This window comes from Paenibacillus ilasis, from assembly GCF_043195395.1.
Lineage (GTDB): Bacteria > Bacillota > Bacilli > Paenibacillales > Paenibacillaceae > Paenibacillus_AQ > Paenibacillus_AQ lautus.
In genome coordinates this window covers 304,223-324,509 of the sequence record NZ_JBHDJG010000002.1, presented here as the reverse complement: position 1 = coordinate 324,509, position 20,287 = coordinate 304,223, and the positions used below count along the sequence as shown (strand labels likewise).

The 20,287-nt window shown below is 55.5% G+C and carries 6 protein-coding genes; 1 reads left to right on the top strand and 5 read right to left on the bottom strand.

Annotated features, from left to right (window positions below):
* Window positions 1-19 precede the first annotated feature (19 nt).
* Window positions 20-796 carry a PHP domain-containing protein gene (locus tag ACETK5_RS21585; RefSeq protein WP_326111634.1) on the top strand — a complete coding sequence of 259 codons (777 nt, stop codon included), beginning with the start codon at window positions 20-22 and terminating at the stop codon, window positions 794-796.
* A 218-nt stretch (window positions 797-1,014) separates the two neighbouring features.
* Here ACETK5_RS21585 and ACETK5_RS21580 read toward each other — a convergent pair whose 3' ends face one another.
* The 5 genes from ACETK5_RS21580 to ACETK5_RS21560 form a co-directional block, all read right to left on the bottom strand.
* Entirely contained in the window at window positions 1,015-8,598 is a 7,584-nt protein-coding gene (locus ACETK5_RS21580) for a pullulanase (protein WP_394057785.1), read from the bottom strand.
* A gap of 432 nt (window positions 8,599-9,030) precedes the next feature.
* Window positions 9,031-11,715: a family 78 glycoside hydrolase catalytic domain gene (locus ACETK5_RS21575; RefSeq protein WP_394057783.1), complete on the bottom strand. Its 2,685-nt coding sequence runs from the start codon at window positions 11,713-11,715 to the stop codon at window positions 9,031-9,033.
* 48 nt (window positions 11,716-11,763) lie between these two features.
* On the bottom strand, window positions 11,764-15,597 hold the full coding sequence (locus ACETK5_RS21570) for a DUF5722 domain-containing protein (protein WP_394057781.1): 3,834 nt from the start codon (window positions 15,595-15,597) through the stop codon (window positions 11,764-11,766).
* Window positions 15,598-15,705: 108 nt separating this feature from the next.
* A complete protein-coding gene (locus tag ACETK5_RS21565) occupies window positions 15,706-18,129 on the bottom strand; it encodes an alpha-L-rhamnosidase-related protein (protein WP_394057779.1) in 2,424 nt (807 codons plus the stop codon).
* Window positions 18,129-20,273 carry an alpha-L-rhamnosidase C-terminal domain-containing protein gene (locus ACETK5_RS21560; RefSeq protein WP_394057777.1) on the bottom strand — a complete coding sequence of 715 codons (2,145 nt, stop codon included), beginning with the start codon at window positions 20,271-20,273 and terminating at the stop codon, window positions 18,129-18,131. The genes ACETK5_RS21565 and ACETK5_RS21560 overlap by 1 nt, the downstream gene beginning before the upstream one ends.
* Between the last annotated feature and the right edge of the window lie 14 nt (window positions 20,274-20,287).

The following is a 20,287-nucleotide window of genomic DNA, read 5'->3' as shown; positions in this document are numbered from 1 at the left end:
TGACAAGGAGTGTTCGAATATGAAAATTGATCTCCATACCCATGCCAAATTGTCCAAAGCGTCCGATTTCTCTAAACATTATTATGAGGAGATGATCCGGGAAGCGTTGGACAACGGACTTGATGCGCTCGCTTTGACCGAGCATTTTAACACGCGCCATTTTGACGAGGTGTACCGCCAGCTTGACAGCATGTTTCCCTATAATGGCGAATACTACGATGCTGGCAGATTGAAGATCTTTCCGGGGATGGAAGTGGACATCCGGGAAACCGGCCACATTCTGCTGATCGGCCGGAAGGAGTTCATTCTGGAAACCCGCCGTCGCCTGGACGGGTACACGGAGAAGGGCGCCTTCATCCCTTTCGATGATCTGATGGAATTGGCCGAAGGCTTCCCGCTGCTCAAGATCGGAGCCCATCCGTTCCGGGAGAGCACGCCGCTCCACCATCTCACGCGCAGCCAGTTGAGCCGTCTGGACGCCTTTGATCTCAATGCCAAGGATATGTACCAGTACGGCAGCGAAGCCAATCAAGATCAGGTTCAACGTTTCGCTGCCGATCTCGGCAAGCCTGTTACGGCGGGAAGCGATACGCATCAATGCCTCCAATTCGGAAGCGTCTATAACGAGCTGCATCTGCCTTGCGAATCCGCTGCCGAGCTCAAGGATGCCATTATGCAAGGCGCTTACCAGCTTCATGTCTCGGACAGCCTGCCGATTAAGGTCAAAGCATCCGTCATGCTGAAAAAGCTCATGAAGGAGATCATCCGGCTCCAATCCCCCTCAGCCGTCATCTAGCTAGTGAAACGTGAACTACGCCAAAGTTCAATAGGCCCCCCGCTATGTATCATTTACATTCATGTACGAAAAAGGAGCCTGGTCATGTATCCATGTCCAGGCTCCTTGCGTTTTCGAGAGATTGCTCTATTGCGACTCGATCCATCCCATGTCATTCCCGCCCGAACCGGCTCTCTAACCCCATTCCAGCGTTGCACGAATCGGCGGGAGGGTCGGAATTACTGCAGTCGTTCCAACAGATTCAGCATGGCTTGTGCGCTTTCCGCACGGGTGGTCTTGGTTTGAGGCGTAAACGTGCCATTGGCATGCCCCTTCATCAAGCCAAGGGCCAAGGCTTCATTCACCTCTTGGAGTGCCCATGAAGAAATTTGCCGCTTATCTTTCAGTTCCGGTGCTTCCTCCAAAGAAGAAGCGTCTCCCTTGGTCTGGTAAGCACGATAAAGCATCACAGCCAGCTCCTCGCGGGTGATGGCCGCGTTCGGTGCGAACGTGTCCTTGCCTCTGCCGTTCACCAGCCCGTGCTGGTAAGCCGCCGCAACGGCCGAAGCATACCATGTTTCGCCGTCCACATCCATGAAGGCCGTGCCTCGCGTGCTTTCAAGGCCCAGGGCACGAACGAGCATCGCGGCGAACTGCGCGCGTGTCAGCGGCTGTTGCGGACTGAATTTCGTATCGCTGGTGCCATTCACTATATGCTGGGCTGCCAGCTCTTTTACCGCTTGCTCCGCCCAATGGCCGGCAAGGTCGGCAAACGATTTGTCGTATTCCAGCACGGCATAGTAGCTCAATTGACTGACTTCAGCCGTCAGCTGCCCGTTTACCGGCTTGCCGCCGGCATATTTCAATGGTCCCGATTCCGAAAGGTGGTAGATGCCGGCCAGCTCGCCGTGAATGGCGCTGTCGACAGGAAAAACAATCGTTACAGGTGCTACGAAATGCTCCAGCTTATATGCCTTTCCGTCTTTCGTACGGACGTTTAGATCTAGTTCGTACATCTTGCTGCCCCGCTTCAGCTTAGCCTTCTCGGCAGCAGCTGCTTTGGCTACGAGAGAGGCAGCTGTCTGCGATCCAACCTCCTTCAGCTTAAACGAGATGACCGCATCCTTAGCCTGCTCGGCCGGTACGAGCTGGCGCAGCGCTTTGAGCAGCGCGGACGGAAGCTGTACCATCACGCCGTCCTGCTTCAGCTCCAGCGGCTTCGCCCCCAGAATATCCCCTGCCGTCAGCGGCAGGAGAACTTCGATATCCTCGGCACCGAGCTGAATTGTCACTTTCTCCTGCCCGCCGCGCAGCGATTCTTCGTTAACGAAGCGCTGACCCTGATTTGGCTTCGTTCCCGGATCGGTAGGCGGATTGCCGCCTGCTCCTCCGCTTCCGTTTCCACTGCCGGGGTTGCTGCCGTTGCCGCCGCCTTCAGCTGGCACTGCAGCCAGAATGACGGTACCGCCATCCGACATGGCAGGGAGCGTTAGCGTCACTTTCTGATCGGCCGTTACGTTATACACGCTGCCGCCGTACAAGTCCTTCGCTTTGCTGCCCGCCTTAAACGGCACAGACAGGACGACTTCTTTCGGTTCGTTCTTCACGTGAATCGCGGTAACGATATGTTCTCCGTTATACTGCTTGTCGAATGCGAGATAACCATCCGCATTCGACGCCGCAATGGATGTGCGCGTTCCTTTTGAAAACACTTTCGAGTTTGCCGCTCGAATGTTCAAGAGCTTCTGGTAATGCGTGAGCAGCTTCTTCTCGGCCTCCAGCTGGTCCCATGGCATATCGCCGCGGTTCTCGCTAAATTCGCCTTTGCCCATATCCCCGGCATTCTTGCCGGAGCGCCCAAGCTCTTCGCCATAATAGATGACCGGCTGGCCTTTGGATGTAATTTGCAGCGCTGCAGCCGCCATCAGCTTTGCCTTGTCGCCATCCACGTAGTGGGACAGGAAGCCATCCTCGTCATGACTGCTTAGGAATTGCCCCATCATTCGGGTGTTATCCAGCTTCGATTCGCGGTCAGCCAGGTAGGCCTCAACCGATTCCACGCTGCCGTTCACGAATTCCTTGGCCTTTCCTTTGAAGCCGAAGTCCAGCAAGCTGTCCATCTGGCCGCTCTGAAGCGTTCCGCCATCGCTGTCAACCGTAGCTCCGAAATATTCGCCAATCATTTTGAAGCTCGGATCGAGATGGGTCAGCGCATTTTTGAACGCCTTCCATGTCGTTTCATCCACGTGCTTCACCGTATCTACGCGGAAGTAGTCGATCGTGTCTCCGCGGTCGGTTTTGGCACGCTCCAGCCAGCTTGCTTGCCAATCGATGATCTGCTGGCGAACAGCCGGATTCTCCGTTATGAAATCAGGCAGCCCCGCTAATTCGCCTTTGATCGGATCGGTATCGGCAGACAGACCGTCTGTACGAAGCATATCTTTAAACCGGTCCTTATCTTCCTGCGTGATACCGGGCGCACTGTCTCCCGGCTTCAGGCCATATCCCGTATGGTTGACTACGACGTCCACCATAATTTTGATGCCCCGGTCATGCGCCTTATCGATCAGCTCCTTAAAGGTATCCAGATCGCCCAGATGCTCATCGATCTTCGTAATATCTTTGGCCCAATAGCCGTGATACGCATATTGCTTGCCGCCGAAGCCTGCGCCTTGATTGAAATCGATGTTATCCACAATCGGCGTGATCCACAGCGTATTTACGCCCAGATCCTCGATGTAATTGAGTTTATCGATCAATCCTCTGAAATCCCCGCCATGGTAGGCTTCCGGGTGATCCTTGTCAACATTCGCATTGTTGGAAGCATCCCCATCCATGAAACGGTCGGTCAGCACAAAATAAATGCGCGCCTCGTCCCAATCGAAATCGAGTTTGCCGCCTGTGATTCTTGGCTTCACCGTTACCGCGGCTTCGCCGGTATGCCTATTGCCATATTGGTCGACTAGCGTGATTCCTACTTTCTTGCTGCCGGCCGTGACCGTATCCTTTACGGCAATGCTGTGCTCCAGCAGCTCTGTATCAACCTTCGCTTGGGCCGGACCTCCCAGCTCCGTCAGGTCGACGAACGCTTCCTTGTAAGCAACGGGCTCCGAAGAGGTTACATTCAATTTTAGCACCGCATTTTCATCATAAGAGAAGGAACCAGGGGTTACCTTCGCCCCGATGGTCACGGTCGGATCGCGGTAAACCACCTGCGACTTTCCGTTCACCGTGTTTTTCGGATCGGTGACTTCCTTCGCGGTTCCGTTATGATTGACGATGAACGTGTATTCGTACGTTCCGGGAGCAACGCCCTTAAGCGTATAACTGAACCATTCCTTGTCAGGAACGTAGACCATCGTTTCCGGCTTCCCGTTAATCTTCACTTTCACGTCAGAGATGCTATCCATCCGGCCGTCCCGGAACAATTGATCGTCCCGATAATGGAACGTAATGTTACCGTCTTCAAGCGTCGGCCCCGTAATGCTCGGCAAAATCTCCAGCTCATGCACCATGCTGGTCACATTCACTTTCGTGAAGGCCTCGCCTGGCTGAAGCGGAATGATCCGGTCATCCGGGATATCCTGCTTGGCCGTATCCCAATTCGTTCCTTTGCGCAGAACGAAACCGACGCCTGTTGTTTCGGGTGCCACCTCAATCTGTACGGTAGCCGCGCCATTCTCTATCTTTTCAAACTTAATCTCACCGTTCGTTACCCCCGTATTCCAAACCCACAAATTCCAATCCGCATAATCCTGATCCGGCCGAATGTAGTTAAGCTGCACATACCGTTTATTGTCCACTACATCGGCTGTAACGGTTACGGTAATCTCTTTCTGGAACCCCCGATAGGAAACGGTTATGACCGCCGTTCCTTCCGCGACTCCCTTCACCACGCCTGCGGCCGTTACCGAAGCCACCTGCGGGTTGCTGGATGCATAGGTTGCTTGTTTCGTTACGGCTCGCTTGCTGCCGTCCTCGTATTCAGCGTATACCGCGGTTTGATGCGTCATACCGGTCTGCAGAGAGTAACTATCTTGATCTACCGATATCGCGTGGAGTACGGCTGCCGCGGCGTCCGTCTTGATCACAACGGCCGTCAGAGGCTCTAGCGTGATCGAGCCGGAGGTTAACGTGAAGCCGGACTTCGCTTTGACGCCGGTCGTGCCGGCTTCATCGTTGTCGACCACCACCGTGCCGGAGCTCAGATCTTCGTTTAGCGTCAACGTTCTCGACTGGTTATCCGCATTAACGAACACATAATAATGGCCGGTTCCGTCCGTCGCTTTATTCTTATAAGCAATGACCAGATCCTGCGCCTTTACTTCGGGAACCTGCAGCAGCGTTACGTTCGAATTCACCATCGACTGATCGCCGAGACGGAAAGCGTCGGACGATTTTCTTAACTCGATCAGTCCGGCCGTATATTCCCGCGTCTTGTTATTCTCCGGATACTTGGCTTCATCCGTCGCTTTCTCCCAATCGAACATGTTGATGGCGTCGGAGGAATCGTAGGAATCATGGATGAAATAACCGAAACGGTTTCCTGCCTCGTCCTCTAATTCATGGTATTTCTGCTCGGGAACCCCTGGGCCCAGCCATTGCTTGGTCCGCCCGTACTCCTGTCCTGCATGGAGGAACGCCGTTCCTTGCGAGGTCAAGGTGAGCAGGTTGCCCAGGCGAACGCGCTTGTGAATCTCCAGATCATTCGCTGCGATCGACGGGTCCTTCTTGATGGACTGCGCAATGATGTCGTACAGCGGCAAATTGTCATGGGCTTCAATGTATTGAACCATGTCACCCGGATCGTCTTCCTTCGTGTTGCCCGGCTGCGCCTTGATATTGTTGAAAATGGTTTGGATGTCGCGCGCGCCGCCCGTAATGAATCGAGGCTCGCCTTCATTGCCGAAGCCGGATTTCAGCTCGTTGCGGAACTCGTCGGAGAAAACGCCGACGTCGTCCGTTTTATCCATCCAATTCTGGTCCGCGCCCTTGCCTGCCAGGGAGGGATCCGACAGATGACCGCCGAACGTGACCCAGCCCTCGCCGATAAACAGCGCTTTCGGGTTGATCGCTGCAGCGGCATCATAGGCGTTCTGCACGGATTCATAGGTGGCGTCGCCCATCATGTCCCAGCGCATGCCGTCGATTTTGTATTCGTCGAACCAATATTTCACGGAGTCCACCATCAGCTTCTCGGCCATCTTGTGGTTGGTCGCCAGATTGTTGCCGAAGCCGCCGATGAAGTTGCCGTTGGCATCCTGGAAAGCATAATAGTTCGGTACGATATCATTCAAGAAATCTGCCTTGGCCATATGGGTATAGACCACGTCCAATACGACGCCCATTTCGGCCTCGTGAATGGCGTTGATCATCGCCTTCAATTCTTTGATGCGAAGCTCGGGATCCGTTGGATCCTCGGAGTAAGCACCGTCAGGGGAGAAATAGCTGTGCGGGTCATACCCCCAGTTGTACTCATTGTCTTTGGCCGAATAATCCAGCTCCCTGTTCTTCATGGCCGCTTCGTCGCCGTAATACCAAGCCATCACGGGCAGCAGCTGAACATGGGTGACGCCCAAGGACTTGATGTATTCGAGCTTCTCTTTGAACGCATCGTAGGATCCCCAAGTCGCGTTATGCAGGTCATTCTCAATCGTCGGATCCGACGTGAAATCCCGGACGTGAATCTCCCAGATGATGGCGTCTTCCCGCTGCTCGTAGCCCGGAATGTCCGCAAAATCCAAGCCGGCGGGATCCGTTTGACTTAAATCGACGATCGCGGCTTTGCCGACGGTATCGCCGTCCGGTCCAACTTCGCCCTTGGTGTTCACTCTGAATTGCGCCATGGATTTGGCGTATGGATCCAGCACGGTTTTTGTCACGCCGTTGTTGGTCACTTCGTATTGATAAAAATATCCTCTAAAATCTTGAATGCCGAGGTCCCCCGGCTTCAACTGAACCGACCATACCCCTTTATCGCCCTTTTGGAGGGTGACGTTGCCGATAAACTGCGTGGCATCGTCCTTGCTGTACACCTTTGCGGTGACTTCGGTCGCCGTCGGTGCCCACAGCTTAAGCTCGGCTCCTCCAGCCTGATAAGTCGCCCCGAGGTCATCGCCGTCGTAAGCGTACATCTCATCCAGCATTCTCCAGCCGGTGGAGGCGGATACGGTTTTTCCGGCGTAAGTTACGCTTAGCGGTATCTGATCCAGCTGAAATGATGCCGACACTTCGATGGTCGTGTTTCCGGTAATCTTCACGTTTTGAATGGCAACCGGATGGCCGTCCTTATCCTTGATCTGCAGCTCATTCTTCAGCGTATCCGCTTCCAAACCATCGGTCATCGTAAATCCGAGCTGGAGCTTTCCGGGAGCCAATACCTCGGCCGAGACCAACCCGGTAGGCACTTCCCCATACGGAGATGTGTAGACGGTGTTGTCGCCTTCTTGAATGAACAGATGCTGGTATCGGTCTACCAAGGTGAAGCCTTTGTCGCCTCCGTCTTTGCCGGCGTCTCCTTTGGCCGGATCCAGCACAAGGAAGTTCATCTTCTGGGCCCCCGGCTTCATCGGAATGTCCACATAAGCGCCATATCGGTCGGTTTGGCCTGAAGGGAACATGGTGGCTCCTGTCGGCCAGTCTTTCGAAGGCGCAAGGACATCGTCACCCCATATCCACAAACCGTACGGATCGTAATTCTGATCCTGCCGTTGATAGTGGATGCGCACGGTATCCGCCGGCAGGGCGACAGGCTCAAAGCTGTACACCGTATCGGAGCCTTCCTTGAGCCATACTTCGTTCATGTCAGGCGAGGCTAGGGTGAATTTCTTGTCGCCGCCGTCTTTATTGCCGCTGATGCGATCGACAACGACGATGCCGACTTTTTGGGCGCCGTCCTTGAGCGGAATATCGACGAAGGCCCCGTAGGCGTCCTGCTGCCCGCCAGGGAAGGGCGTTGCGCCTGCCGGCCAATTGGCGGACGGAGATGCGACGTCATCGAATATCCACAGTCCGATGCTGCCGTAATTCGCGTCAGCCCGGTTGTAATGGACGCGCAGATGGTTAGCCGGCACCGGCGTTCCCGGATCGGCGGGTACCGCGAAATGAGCGGCAACGCCGTGATTGGCCGCATCGTAGCTGAACGTAACCTTAACGTCCTGCGGCAGCTGAAGCGTCTCCCGATTAGCGGGGTGAACCGGACTTGCCGCATCGCTCCCCAAAGCGATTTGGTACTCATGATCCCCTTCGTACACATCGGCTGTCACCGTGTATACGTTGTCATAATCGGAATCCTGCATGATTAATCTCGCATCCGCAGGCGACCAGTCAGCTGCTTCGCCGATGCCCGATTGGAAGCTGCCGATCACTCGGGGAAGCTTATCCGCCTCGATCGGAGCGTAGTATGTAGAATCCGCGATCCGGTGCGTCCCATGATTGTAATAAAAGGTAACCTGGGAATCTTGCTCGAGCGTTATCAGGATATTGCCATCCTTGTTCGCTCCGCTGGAATTGGAATAATGGGCGGAGCCGTAATTCTCGTCCCACTTGCCGTCGATCGCGATCTTGTATTCGTACGATCCCGCGGGCAAGCTGCCGGTGAACCTGTATTCTCCGTTCCCCGTATCGTGCATGGTTGTCGCGGCGGAAGCCGGATCCCAATCCGCGCTATGGCCTAGTTCGGATTGCAGACTTCCTACCAGCGTAACCTGGTTTGGCGCGTTATTGGCATCGGCCGTTGATGGCGGAATGCCGAGCATAGAGAAAATGAGCGAAACAATCATAATGATGGACCACATTCGTTTGCTTGAAACCGTCATTCTCATGAAACAAATAACCTCCTTCTGTTCTTGGATTAGGTACAGCTGATACGATGTTGATGCCAATCACTGCGCAAACGCTTGCATAAACAGGTTTGAGCTTCCATCAAGTAAAGTACGACAATTACTGACAAGAGTTAGAGAATATGTTCGAAATATAGAATGAAACAAAAATAGATGAAAGCGATTACAATGGAAACGTTTGCATCATTTATTGTAGTATCGAGCCTCCTTCTCGTCAACCACATTTTGACCTGTTTTCATCATGAATTTTGCGACTCAAGCGGATTTTCTCCAGAAGCATCTAGCTCTAACAAATAAAGGGAATCCGTCGTCCAGATGACGGATTCCCCTACTAAGGTTTACATGTATGGTTGGCCGTTGCCTGTAAATAGGGCTGGAATTGCTGAAGCTGATCGACCGCAAGCACAACGCTGCCTAATAGCGAACCGTTAACTCATAACGTCCGGACAGCAGCTCAAGTTCAAGCATGCTATGGTCCAGTCCACAGCGGACGATGCCGTCCGGCATGCAGCTTGAAGCTGCTCCTCCCCATATCTCTATACCATCCATCAGGAGACCGGTAATGGGGCGGGAGTGCGGTGAATCCAGTACAACGGTAGCGCTCATTGTGCAGGGCAGCTCAAGCCGCATCCGAATACCGGTCCCGCCGACCCGCTCCCAGCGTACGGCGATATTGCCTCTTACGGTGGAAACGGAAGCCTCGGCGAAGTCCAGATCCGGCGCGAAAAAGGGGCGAATTCGTGCCGTCGCGAATCCGGGAGCTCCGCTCTGAATCCCGCAGACATACTCCTGAAGCAAGCGGGCGGGATAACCGTTCCATGCATGGCAATGGGACTCGATATCATCCCAGCCTTCCCACATGGTCTCGGCTCCTTGTGCAATCATGTAGCCCCACCCCGGATAATCCGTTTTACTCAGCAAATGGTAGGCCTGATCCTGCAGTCCTTCCTCGAACAAAAGACGGAGCAGCGGGAGCGACAAGACCGTCTTGCTCTCCCACGGCTTGCCTGCCACGGCCTGCAATGCAGCCTCCCGGTCTTTTGTCGGCAGCAGCCCCGCATATAATGCCAACGCATTAACCCCTTGATGGGTTGCAGTCGATCCCGAGCTGTCATGCAGCAGCTTGCCGGAACCATCGTACAGCTCATTCAGGATGCTGACTTGCAGCTTCTGCGCATGGACTGCGTACGCCGCACTGTCTTCTGCTCGATTCAGCAAGGCAGCGGCTTCCGACAGGATGCGCAGTGCCTGCCATGCCTTGATCTGCTGCACGGTCAGATGTTCGCCTTCATGCTCAACCGTCGGATAAGGCCAATCGCTAATATGCCATCCGCGGCCGACCGGAATCAGGCCTGTAGCCGGCGATATCAACGATAGATAGCCATCGATCATGGCCCGGAGCGGCTCATAATAGCGAGAGAGCAGCTCCGTATCCCCGCTAAACTGATATAGCTTCCACAGCAAGGTCGCATAATGCAGGTCCCATTCCGGAATTTGAATAAAAAAATCAGGATGCTCGTAGTTCGAAGGGAACACAAAAGGGAAGGAGCCGTCTTCCAATTGACCGTCTGCAAAATCCTGCAGCGTCTTATCCAGTACCGGATAGGCATCGAAGTTATAGAGGAGCGTCTCCGCTTGCAGATCGGTATCCGCGAGATACTGGGCCTGTTCCCGATGCGGGCAGTCGACCACCTGGCCCAGCACATTGTTGCGCTGCGTCTGCAGGCAAACGTCGTACAGCTTGTTCAAGAAGTCGGACGAACACCGAAAATGCCCCGTCCGCGCCATAACTGTACCCGCTGAGCAAATTCGCAGTTGGCTTTCCTCAATCGGTTGCGGATAGCCGGTAACCTCCACATAACGAAAGGCTTTAAAGCTGAAATCGGGCTGCCAATACTCGATTCCTCCGCGCCCATGCATCGTATAAAGGTCGTAATAATGATGCGAAGTCTCGTTGCATACTTGATGAACAACCCGCCCGCTGCCATCGAGCGTTTCGGCATACCGGAGCCGTATTGTGACGCCTGCTATACCGGGCAAGGCCAATTGCGGCCAGCCCGATATGATTTTGCCAGCGTCGAATACCTGAATGAGCCCCTCTTTCCCGTTAACGACCAACGGCTCCGCTGCCACGGATGGAATGATAGACTCCAGCTCTTCCGCCTCGGGGAGCTGCTGCCAATGGAGTGACCATTGCTGTACGGATGGATGAGCAAGAACGACCGAAGTACAGTGTTCATCTCCAACATCGGGCTGCAGCCAGTTCGGTTCCAGAAGAGCCGCGTCATAGTCCTCTATGGCCGATAAACGGCGGTTCTGCTGGTATGAAGTCCCGGTGCGATGCGGAATCTGCCTTAAGGCCTGCCATGTCAGATCCGATACAACCAGCTGCTCCGTCCCGTCCTCATGCTCTACGTGCAGCTGGAGCAGCATGCCCGGGACGCCGTTCACATAGTTCTGGCCGCTTCCGCCCAAATAATGAGCCGCAACGCCGATGCAATTGGCACCGCTCGACAAGAGGGGGGCCACATCATATGCCAAATAATATTTGCGGCGAGGCACCCCCGTCGGGGCGGGAGAACCATAGCCTCCAACCCGTTGTCCATTGACGAATAATTGGAATACATGGTGGGCGGATACGAAGATTTTGGCCCGCGCAACGGCTCCCCGGAGATCAAGGGATTTGCGGAAATAAGCAAAATCATTAGGCTTCATCTCCTCGGACCGCCATATCCATTCAGCACTCCAATCGCCGGGAAACAAGCCCGTATCCCAATATGCCGGTACGCTTTCGCTTTCCTTTCCCTGACGGTCCCAGACCGTAACCCGCCACCAGTAACGCGTATTGCTCTGCAGCGGCGGACCGTCATATAGAAGACTCAGGCTTTGGCCACTCCGCCTGCCGCTGTCCCACACCAAATCTTCGTCCCTGTTAGAGAGACCCTCCGCGGAAAGGAACACCCACACCCTCACCCTGTAAGCCGCGCACGCCCCTCCGCGCCGATCTCTCTCCAGCAGCCAGGAAAAACGGGGAGAAGACACATCCAGCCCCAATGGATTCTCCAGACCATGCACAAGCGGTTTTTGTATCGTAAGCACGTTGCTTCTCCCCTTCCAGACTGTCTATCGGGCGTTAGAATCCATCCATCATGGATTCGATTGATCATGCGGCACGTTCACCTGGGCCACGGCTGCGGTTTCATTGCCGGCTTGATCCGTGACCGTATAAGTGATCGTGTAGATCCTGCCGGAGCCTGCACCCGATCTTGACGCGCGCAAGCTGAACGAGGTATCCATCGTGCCCAGCTCCGCACCCTGAATATCCTCCGCTTGCAGCTCCTCATTACTTGTAATGGAGGACAGCACGACGGAACCGATATCCGAGCCCGAATCGCTGGCGTCGACGGAAGCCGTGACCTGGACCAGCCTCTGGTTAGGCGGCCACAACTTGACCGGGTCCGCCGTTACGGTCGCCACGGGCGCAGTCTGATCGATCTTCAAGGTCAACGACTTGATGGAGCCCGGTTCCCCGGCTGGACTCATCGTCCGATAGTCCAGCTCATGAATCCCGTCCGTATCCATGATCATTTCGGAACCGTACGTCTGCCATTCTCCGTCATTCACGCGAAACTGAATGTCGTAGCCGTCCGGCAAGCCATTGGCTGCGCCAAGCTTCACGGTTACCGGGCTTCGGTACCAGCCGTCGTTGCCATCCGGCTGCTCCGGCGTCAAAGCGGCGGTAAGCTCTGCCGCCTCCATGCCGTCGGCCAAACCGATGCCGTCCACATGGAAATATCCTCCTTGCCAATGTACCCGGCTTGCCGGCACAAGCCCGATTTTAATTTTGGTGATCCGGTCCTTATACGCCCAATCTCCTAAGTTAACCGCCAGGTTGCTCCACTGCTTCGGCGGAACATTCCCCTCTGCTTCCAGCACATGCTGATCGCTGTACACCTTTACCCGAACGGTATAGGATTCGGACGCTGGTCCGCTCGAAGGATTGATGCCAAAGAACAGGTAGGGTTTGCCCTCGGCATTCAGTGGCTCGTCGAACCGCTTGGCGATGCCTTTGCTGTCGCCCAGCTGCTCTCTGGTCATCACCGTGGCCTTGAGCGTTTGACTGCCGCTCCAGATGATGGAAGCATCGGTTTCGACGCCGGATACATACTCTGCATGGGTCCAGCCCTCATCGCCGTTCTCAAAATCAAACAGCATTTCCGCGCCCTCCAGCTGCTCCGGCGAAAGGACAGCCGCTGGCGCCGTATCCGGTATCTCCCGCCGAGCAAGCATGCCGGCATCGAAGGATGGCGCGATATCCTGCCAGTCGGCGATGCCAATGATCGGCTTCGCGAATTCCGTCACCTCCAGCGAACGTTCCGTATCGATATACTTAAAGACATCATACACCAGCTTGTGCTCCGCAGGGATGCTGGCGCCCCTGCTCGTATCCGGATCATGCGTCCACAATCCGAGATTCAAGCCGTACTCTTCGGCATGGTCCACATGCCGGTGCAGAATGAAGGAGTCGATGCCGTCCAGGAAGTCCGTAATGTAATAAGCATACGCATAGGCTGCCGCCTGCAGCTGCTGGCCTTCCGGCGAATTGTCGCCGCTGTGGAAGCCCTGCTCCGACAGGATAATCCGGCGCGCCTCATCGCCGTACATGAACTTCGGCTGCTTCATGTAATCAACGAGGACGTGCAGGTTTTTAAACGTGATTTTCGGCGTATCAAACTGCTCGAGGGACTGCGGCGCAACCCAAGCTCTCGGATCGAACAGATTTTCCGGATAAGGATGATAAGCGATATGCCATGGAATATCTCCCTCTGCGTCGATCTCCGCCTGAAGCGTATCGATGATCGATCGGCCGTCGAACGAGCCGATCTGCGTGGACGGCAGCTGCTGATCCCAGTTATGCGTCAGCGAAATATACACTCTGGCGTTGCTGTAAAAGCTTTTTACGACGGTATTCGTTATTCTTACGGTCCGGGCATAGTCCTGAACGAATTCCCTGACCGTTTTATCGTTGCCCATATTGTACCAGGTCTCCCCGGCGTCCACCTCGTTGCCAACGATGTAATTGACGGCTCTGCCGTATTTCTCGTCCTCGCGGGAGTAGCGCTCCGCCAGGAAAGCGGTGATAGCTTTATAATACTTCGTCCCTAGCTCATCCGTTGTGTTAAATGCATAGACGATGCCTTCCGTGGCATCCGGATGGAGCAAATACCGGTTAGGCGTGGTATCGTCCATTCCCCCCTTATACATGAGGAGGATCAGGGATACCGTCACTCCGTTATCGGACAAACTCTTGATGGAATTATCCCGCTCCTCGATCCAATCCTTCTTGAAATAGAAGGTCTCCCCTTCGTAAGAATATTCGAACGTATTGTCCGGATTGACGCTCCCGTTCATGTACAGGGCATTATTGTAATCCACGTTCAACGCGGCATGGCTGATGCCGAGGTCCTCCGCATCGCCGACCATCTGCACCTGCAGCCCCTTCTTGCTCTTCGCCACTGGGAACGGATACGTATTCGGCGCAAGTATCTCGGGATTGCTTACGTATTTGGCGTGGTCCACGAGCTCCAGCGATCCGTCCGGAAGCCTGGCCGCGACCGCGAATTTGGACTGCAGCCGGTTGCGTCCCTCTTCTCTTCCCAGATCCGGCTCAAACATAAATTGATCTTGAATCCCTTGCTCGGCAATCGGTTCTCTGTTCGCCAGATCCCTTTCCGATTCATAAGGCTGCAGCTCAAATAACTGAAGTACTCCGCCTTCAAAATTCTCCGCTTCCCCTGGCTTTAATGCTCCCTCGATCACGATCCGATCTCGGGAAGCCGCGATCTCATGTTTCGTAAGCTCACCGGGAAAAACCTCGATCGGCGCCAGCTGTTTGAACCGGATCTGATCGATGCCGACTTCTCCCGTGCTTGCCCCTCCGCCGCTCAGGAACGTCAACCGGAACTGCTTCAGGCTGCCGCTCCACTCCGGATGCAGCGACAGATTAAATTCCTGTTCAACGGACTGGCTGTTATCCGCTTCGATGTCGAACACCTCCGACTTCGTGTCATCCCAATCGGGGCTTTCCTCCGTAATCCATTCGACTTTCACTTTGCTGAATGGCGACTCGTTCCTCCATTTGACGCTTAATGTATTGTAATGATCGATATCCTGGATGATCACCGGAGATTGCAGTACGGGATCAGCACCCGTCAGTGTCAATCGGAGCTCTCCGCCGGCTGCGTCCACATCTGCACCCTGGGCGGTAAACCCTTCCGTTTCCCCGTCCACGTTAAAATCCATGCCGATGGCGTTCGATCCGCTGAGATAATCGATCTGGTAATTGCCGCCCCAGAATTCGTATCCCGGATCGCCCGGCTTCAGTCCGCCGTGATCGAAGTTGAGCATGAACGCGAATTCGATCTTGGTGACGTGGTCCCGCTGGGCCCAGTCCTTGACGGACACCGCAACTTTGCTCCAGCTGTTCGGATTGATTTGGGCAATGCTCTCATAGGAATCTTCGCCGCTGAACAGGGTAACCTTGATCAGGTAGTCCTCCGTCTGCCACCCGTAGCAATTGGCCGCAAACGTCAGATAGTTCACGCCCGACAAGTCGAGTGGCTGATCAAAAGCCCTGGATACCGTTCTCCATTCATAGGCTTTGACTTCATCCGACCATACCTCGAGCACATGGCTCCCCTCATATGGAGAATTCGGACCGTTGGCATAACGGTCGGCGTAGGTGACTTTCTCCGCCCCCGCTCCGCTGGTCCATTTTCCCGGCTGGTTTACCGCATCGGGCTCGTTAAAATCGTCAATGACAATCGAAGGCGTGTAACCCGTCACGTTCAGCACATGGGGAGATGCCTTTAAATCCGGATCATACGTGCCCGCAAACACGATCCCGGCGGGATACGCTTGCAGGGTGAGGGCCAGCAGGACGGAATACACCAGCAGCGTCTTAAGCCTCTTCAACTTCATCAAGCTTGTTCCTCCTCAAAATGGATTCTGATGATACGTTTGCCGCAGTTCGACGCCATTCACCCCCTTTCCAAACCGAATATTCGCTCAGCACCAAGCCGGTATGCCTTAATCTCTGATTTTCAGCACAAGCTCCGTCCCGTCGATTGCTTTCACGGTAATCCCCTTCGGAATCGTCAGCTCGTATTTCAGGTTTCCTCCTCCCTTCTCTCCCTCTTCCCTCTTCCAGCTTGCTTCCATCATTCCAAAGCGCGTCGGCACAGCGCCTTCCGCCCAATCGAGATCACCGGCATGCGGGTCAAGATACACCTCCCCATCGCCGAGTCTGCTTAAATCAAGGCCCAACACGGATTGCGTCAATATATAACTCGGCGATGCGCCCCAGCCGTGGCTAAAGCTCACGGGAATATGATCAATCAAATAGGTCGGCGTATTGCCTTGATAAGCGCTCGGCACGGTACAGGCCGGCGTTGAAGGATCAAACGTCTCCCACCAGGTCGTTGCTCCCCGGTCCAGCATGCCACCCCAATAGCTTCTAATGATCTCCAAAGCGCGTTCTACGCGCCCTTTGCTCATCAGCGTCTCCAGAACCACATGATAGAAAAATGCGCCTTTTAACGGCGGCAGCTTTCCGCCGTCGTACCATTCGTCGAGGAAGCGATCCTCTTCCGCCGGGTCCATCAGGCCGGACCATATCGCCGCAAAGTTGGTCTGAGCCGTGATCTGCTTCGATAATCCGTCCGGTCCGATGCAATCCGCAAATACGATCTCGCCAGGGGGCTGCATCTGCTCCCTTATGGCAGCGCGAAGCCGGACCGCCTGGTCTTTCCACTGCCCTGCCATCTCGCCGCGCCCAATCGCTTGCGCCAGCTCCGCCGCCAACCCGAGCGCCTTGTGATAGAAGCAGGAGACGGCCGTCACCCGGTCGCGCCGGTCGATGTAATCGGCCCAGTCGATAAAGCACCACCAGCCAGGCCGGTCGGCGCCGGCAAACAGGCCATCCCGATCCTCCTGCAGCGCGAACCACGCCATCAACCGTGTAATGGCCGGCCAGATTTCTTCCAGGAAATCGCGGTCCTTCGTATACAGCCAGTGGGCATGCACGCCGAACAACCAATGCGCGCAGAAATCGGGCAGCAGGAACGAGTTTCGTTCCGGCCCGGTACCGGGTATGGAGCCGTCGTCATTCTGAATCCGCGCCCCTTGCAGGAGACATTTGCGCAGCAGCCGATCATCTCCGAACGCGTGGTAGATGACTTTGCCCATCACCACGGCATCGGCTACCCACAGCGCCTTCTCGCGCAGCGGACAATCCTCCAGATGGTCCTGGCTGTTCACCAGCGTCGTATATGCCCCGACCTCCCAGATCCGGTTCAGACGATCATCGCTGCAGCGGAAAAAGCCGGATTCGTCAAACGGATAATGGACGGATTCGACGCCGAAGCGCGATATCGTCAGCGCGGCCGGCGTCGCCTGTGCCGTAACCTGAAGGAAACGGAAAGCCCGGCGTCCAAAGGGCTTCAGCCGATTTCGCCCCTTACGCAGGATGAAGGTGTCGTACAATTGCAGCTCCAGCGATTCGCCGTACGACAGCTGGATCACGCCGCCCTCGGGTGCGTCCAGCTCAAACTCGGGATACCCCACGATTTCGCTAGCAAAGTCATACACAACCCCTGGCAGAGAGCCGGGCACGCTGGCATCAAGCGTCCAGCCTGTTGTACCTGCTGCTAACCCGCCTGGATCTCTTTCTGTTTCCGCTGAGTCGTCTTGCAAGCCAATCGCTTCATGACGCGGAGAGGTATGCTCCAGCGAACCGAACGCTTCCGAGCTGCCCCCACGATTCCGAAGCATGCCGGACTCCCCCAGGCTGACGCCGAAATTGGCGTCAGTTCGCACGATCGCTGCCGGACTGACCCACTCCCTGTGCAGCGGAGGAATCTCCCGCGGAAGCAGTCGCGGCCATGGCGAATCCGGATCCAATGCTTTGGCGATAACCACCGCCCCGCTCCAGGAGGAATCGTCATAAGCGGATTCCTCCCATCCGTCCTCCTGCTCCGCGAGATAAATTTCGCGGAATCCGTTCCATTGATGCTGGCGCGACACCTGGGCCATCCATCTTGGCGATCGCCGGACCTTCCATTCCGCATCCGTGGCGGCCACGCAGAACATCCCGTTTCCGCGCTCGATATCAAGCTCGGCAATCAAGCCCCCCTGCCCTTGCATCTGGCCTGTCACGATATCGGTCGAACCGAAATTGTAGGCGACGATGGCCAGCACATTCCTACCCACCGACAACAGCGGGGTCACATCGATCTCGTCGTAATACTTCCACTGCTGATCGGCAGGTGAGGGGCCCCTCCCGACCACGGCCCCATTGACATAGAGCAAGTACTCCTGGTTGGCCGACACGTACAATCGGCCCGCCATCGGCGCTTCCTGCAAGTCAAAGCTCCTTCTCGCTTCCAGATATACGTTGGCCGAATCGGGCGGTAAATCCCCCCATATCCAGTTCGCTTGCCAGTGCTCTTTCATCATGCCCTCCCTGCCAGCTCAGCTTCTCCAATGCGAGCTGATTTGATCATGCGCCCATTCTCCAGCTTCCATTCCACCTTAATCAAACCCTTGGGACTTGGAATCACGCCCCGTGCAGCCGTTAGCCCCCCGATGGCATGAGGCTCGAAAGCGATGCGGGCATAACCGGGCTCAAGCGCGCGAATCCCCAGGACATACCTGGCAATCCAGACCACCGGCGTGCTCGACCAGCTGTGGCACAGGCTCATCCGGTAGGAATCATACGCGGTATACGTGGTCAAGTCATGATGGATATCGCTGCTCGGCGTCAGCCTGATCCCCTCCCAGAAGGTGGTTGCTCCCGCATCCAGCATCGTTCCCCAGACCGTAGCGATAACATCCCACGCCCGTTCGTGCATGCCGTACTCCGAGTAGCATTCCGCCAGCCAGTAGGCGGACAATGGCGTGAGCGGGTCCCTCAGCCGATAGTCGAGGAGAAATCTGCGTGCGCTATCTTCTTCCACATACCCGCTCTTAATGCCGATGACCGAGGTGAGCAGCGCGTACGATGGTCCAATGAACTGCTCCTCCTTAAGCTCTGCCTGCGGTTCATCCCAATGGAGCCGGAGCTCCGGCATGTAATCCGCCAGCTGTTTCATTTGACTCTTCGTCATGCCGTAAATCGCGTTCAGGCACGCCCACGATTCAGACGTCCCCATGGGCGACCATTCGATGAAGGAGTGTTCCTCTCTGGCATCCGGCATAAAAATCCCGCTGGACGGTTCCGCATTCGCCTTCACCCAAGCGATATGCCGCTGCAGATCCTCCCGGATTTCCCATACGAAATCGCGGTCTCCCGTCTCGAAGAAGTAATCCCATATGCTGCTGAGCCACCACAGCGTATAGGAAGGGAGATTGTTCATCCAATAGCCGTAAGGGGTCCGCCCCAGCTCCCGGAGCGACCGCTTCAATACCGAATAATCATCCCAGAGCGAGTATTCGGTTTTGGCGGCCAGATAAATATCGTAAGCCCAATTGAGGCGGTCCCGCTTGATGCCGTCCCACAATCCGATTTGATGGCAGACCCGGCTGGTATGCACCGACACGTCATAGATTCGCTGCAGAAGGTCGTGATCCGTCTGCAATTGTCCCGCCTGATTAAGCTCAGCACCGGCTGCCTCCAACCGGAGCTCGATATGGAATTCCCCTCCATCGTCATCGCTTACGTAAATTTGCACGTACCGCATGCCCTGGGGATTCGTTGCCGAAAGGCTTCCCGGCGGAATCGCCAACCACTCCGTCATGCATCCGTCATAATGCCGCAGCTCCTGCAAGGATTCAGCGCCATTCCACAGCAAACCGATCTCGGAATCGCCGTGGTTGGTCACCTGCATCCGCACATTGAGCTCATGGGGCAATTCCAGCAGCAGCTCCGGCATCCGGCTCAAATCCAGCTCTTTCTGCTGAGTCCTGCGTTCCTTCCATTCGCCCTGCTTCAGAAGATGATAAAAAATATGCCGTTCATTCCGGGACTCCACTTCGTCCAAGACGATTCGCCCTCCGGCCGTTCCATTCATCTGAATTACACCATCTATGCCGCTGACCGCTTCCACTCCGGCTGCGGAAATGACTCTTATGCCTTGGACAGGCTCGACCACGATATCGCCGTATCCTCCGGCAATAAACCAGGGAGGCGCATGATCCAGGTCTCCAAAAGGCTCCTCGCCCCAAACGCATACCACCTCCGCCGGGCCGTCCCCGGCATCCCAGGTATCATCCGTTGCCAGCCATAAGCCTTCGCTTCCGCTCAAGTAGGCGATGCATCCCACCGAGCGGTCAAACAGATGCATATTGATGGGATGCATCGGCATCGGCTCCGTATTTCGGAGCTCAATTCGGATTGTATAGGCTCCAGGCTCCAAACCGCCGGGGAGCCCCTCGACCGGATAAAATGCGGACGTGTGCCTGGCATGCTCCGGGAAATGGCCTATCACGGCATCGTTCAGCCTGATCTCGGCTTCTCCCGTACAGGCGATTCTCATCTCAAGCTGCTCAACCGCGGCATGCAGAACAAAGGATTTTTCCAGTACGACATGCCGCCGGCCCTCACGTTCCCGATGCCAGATCCAGCTGGGTATCTTCTCCGCTTGTCTGTGTATATTCATCCATCTCTCTCCAT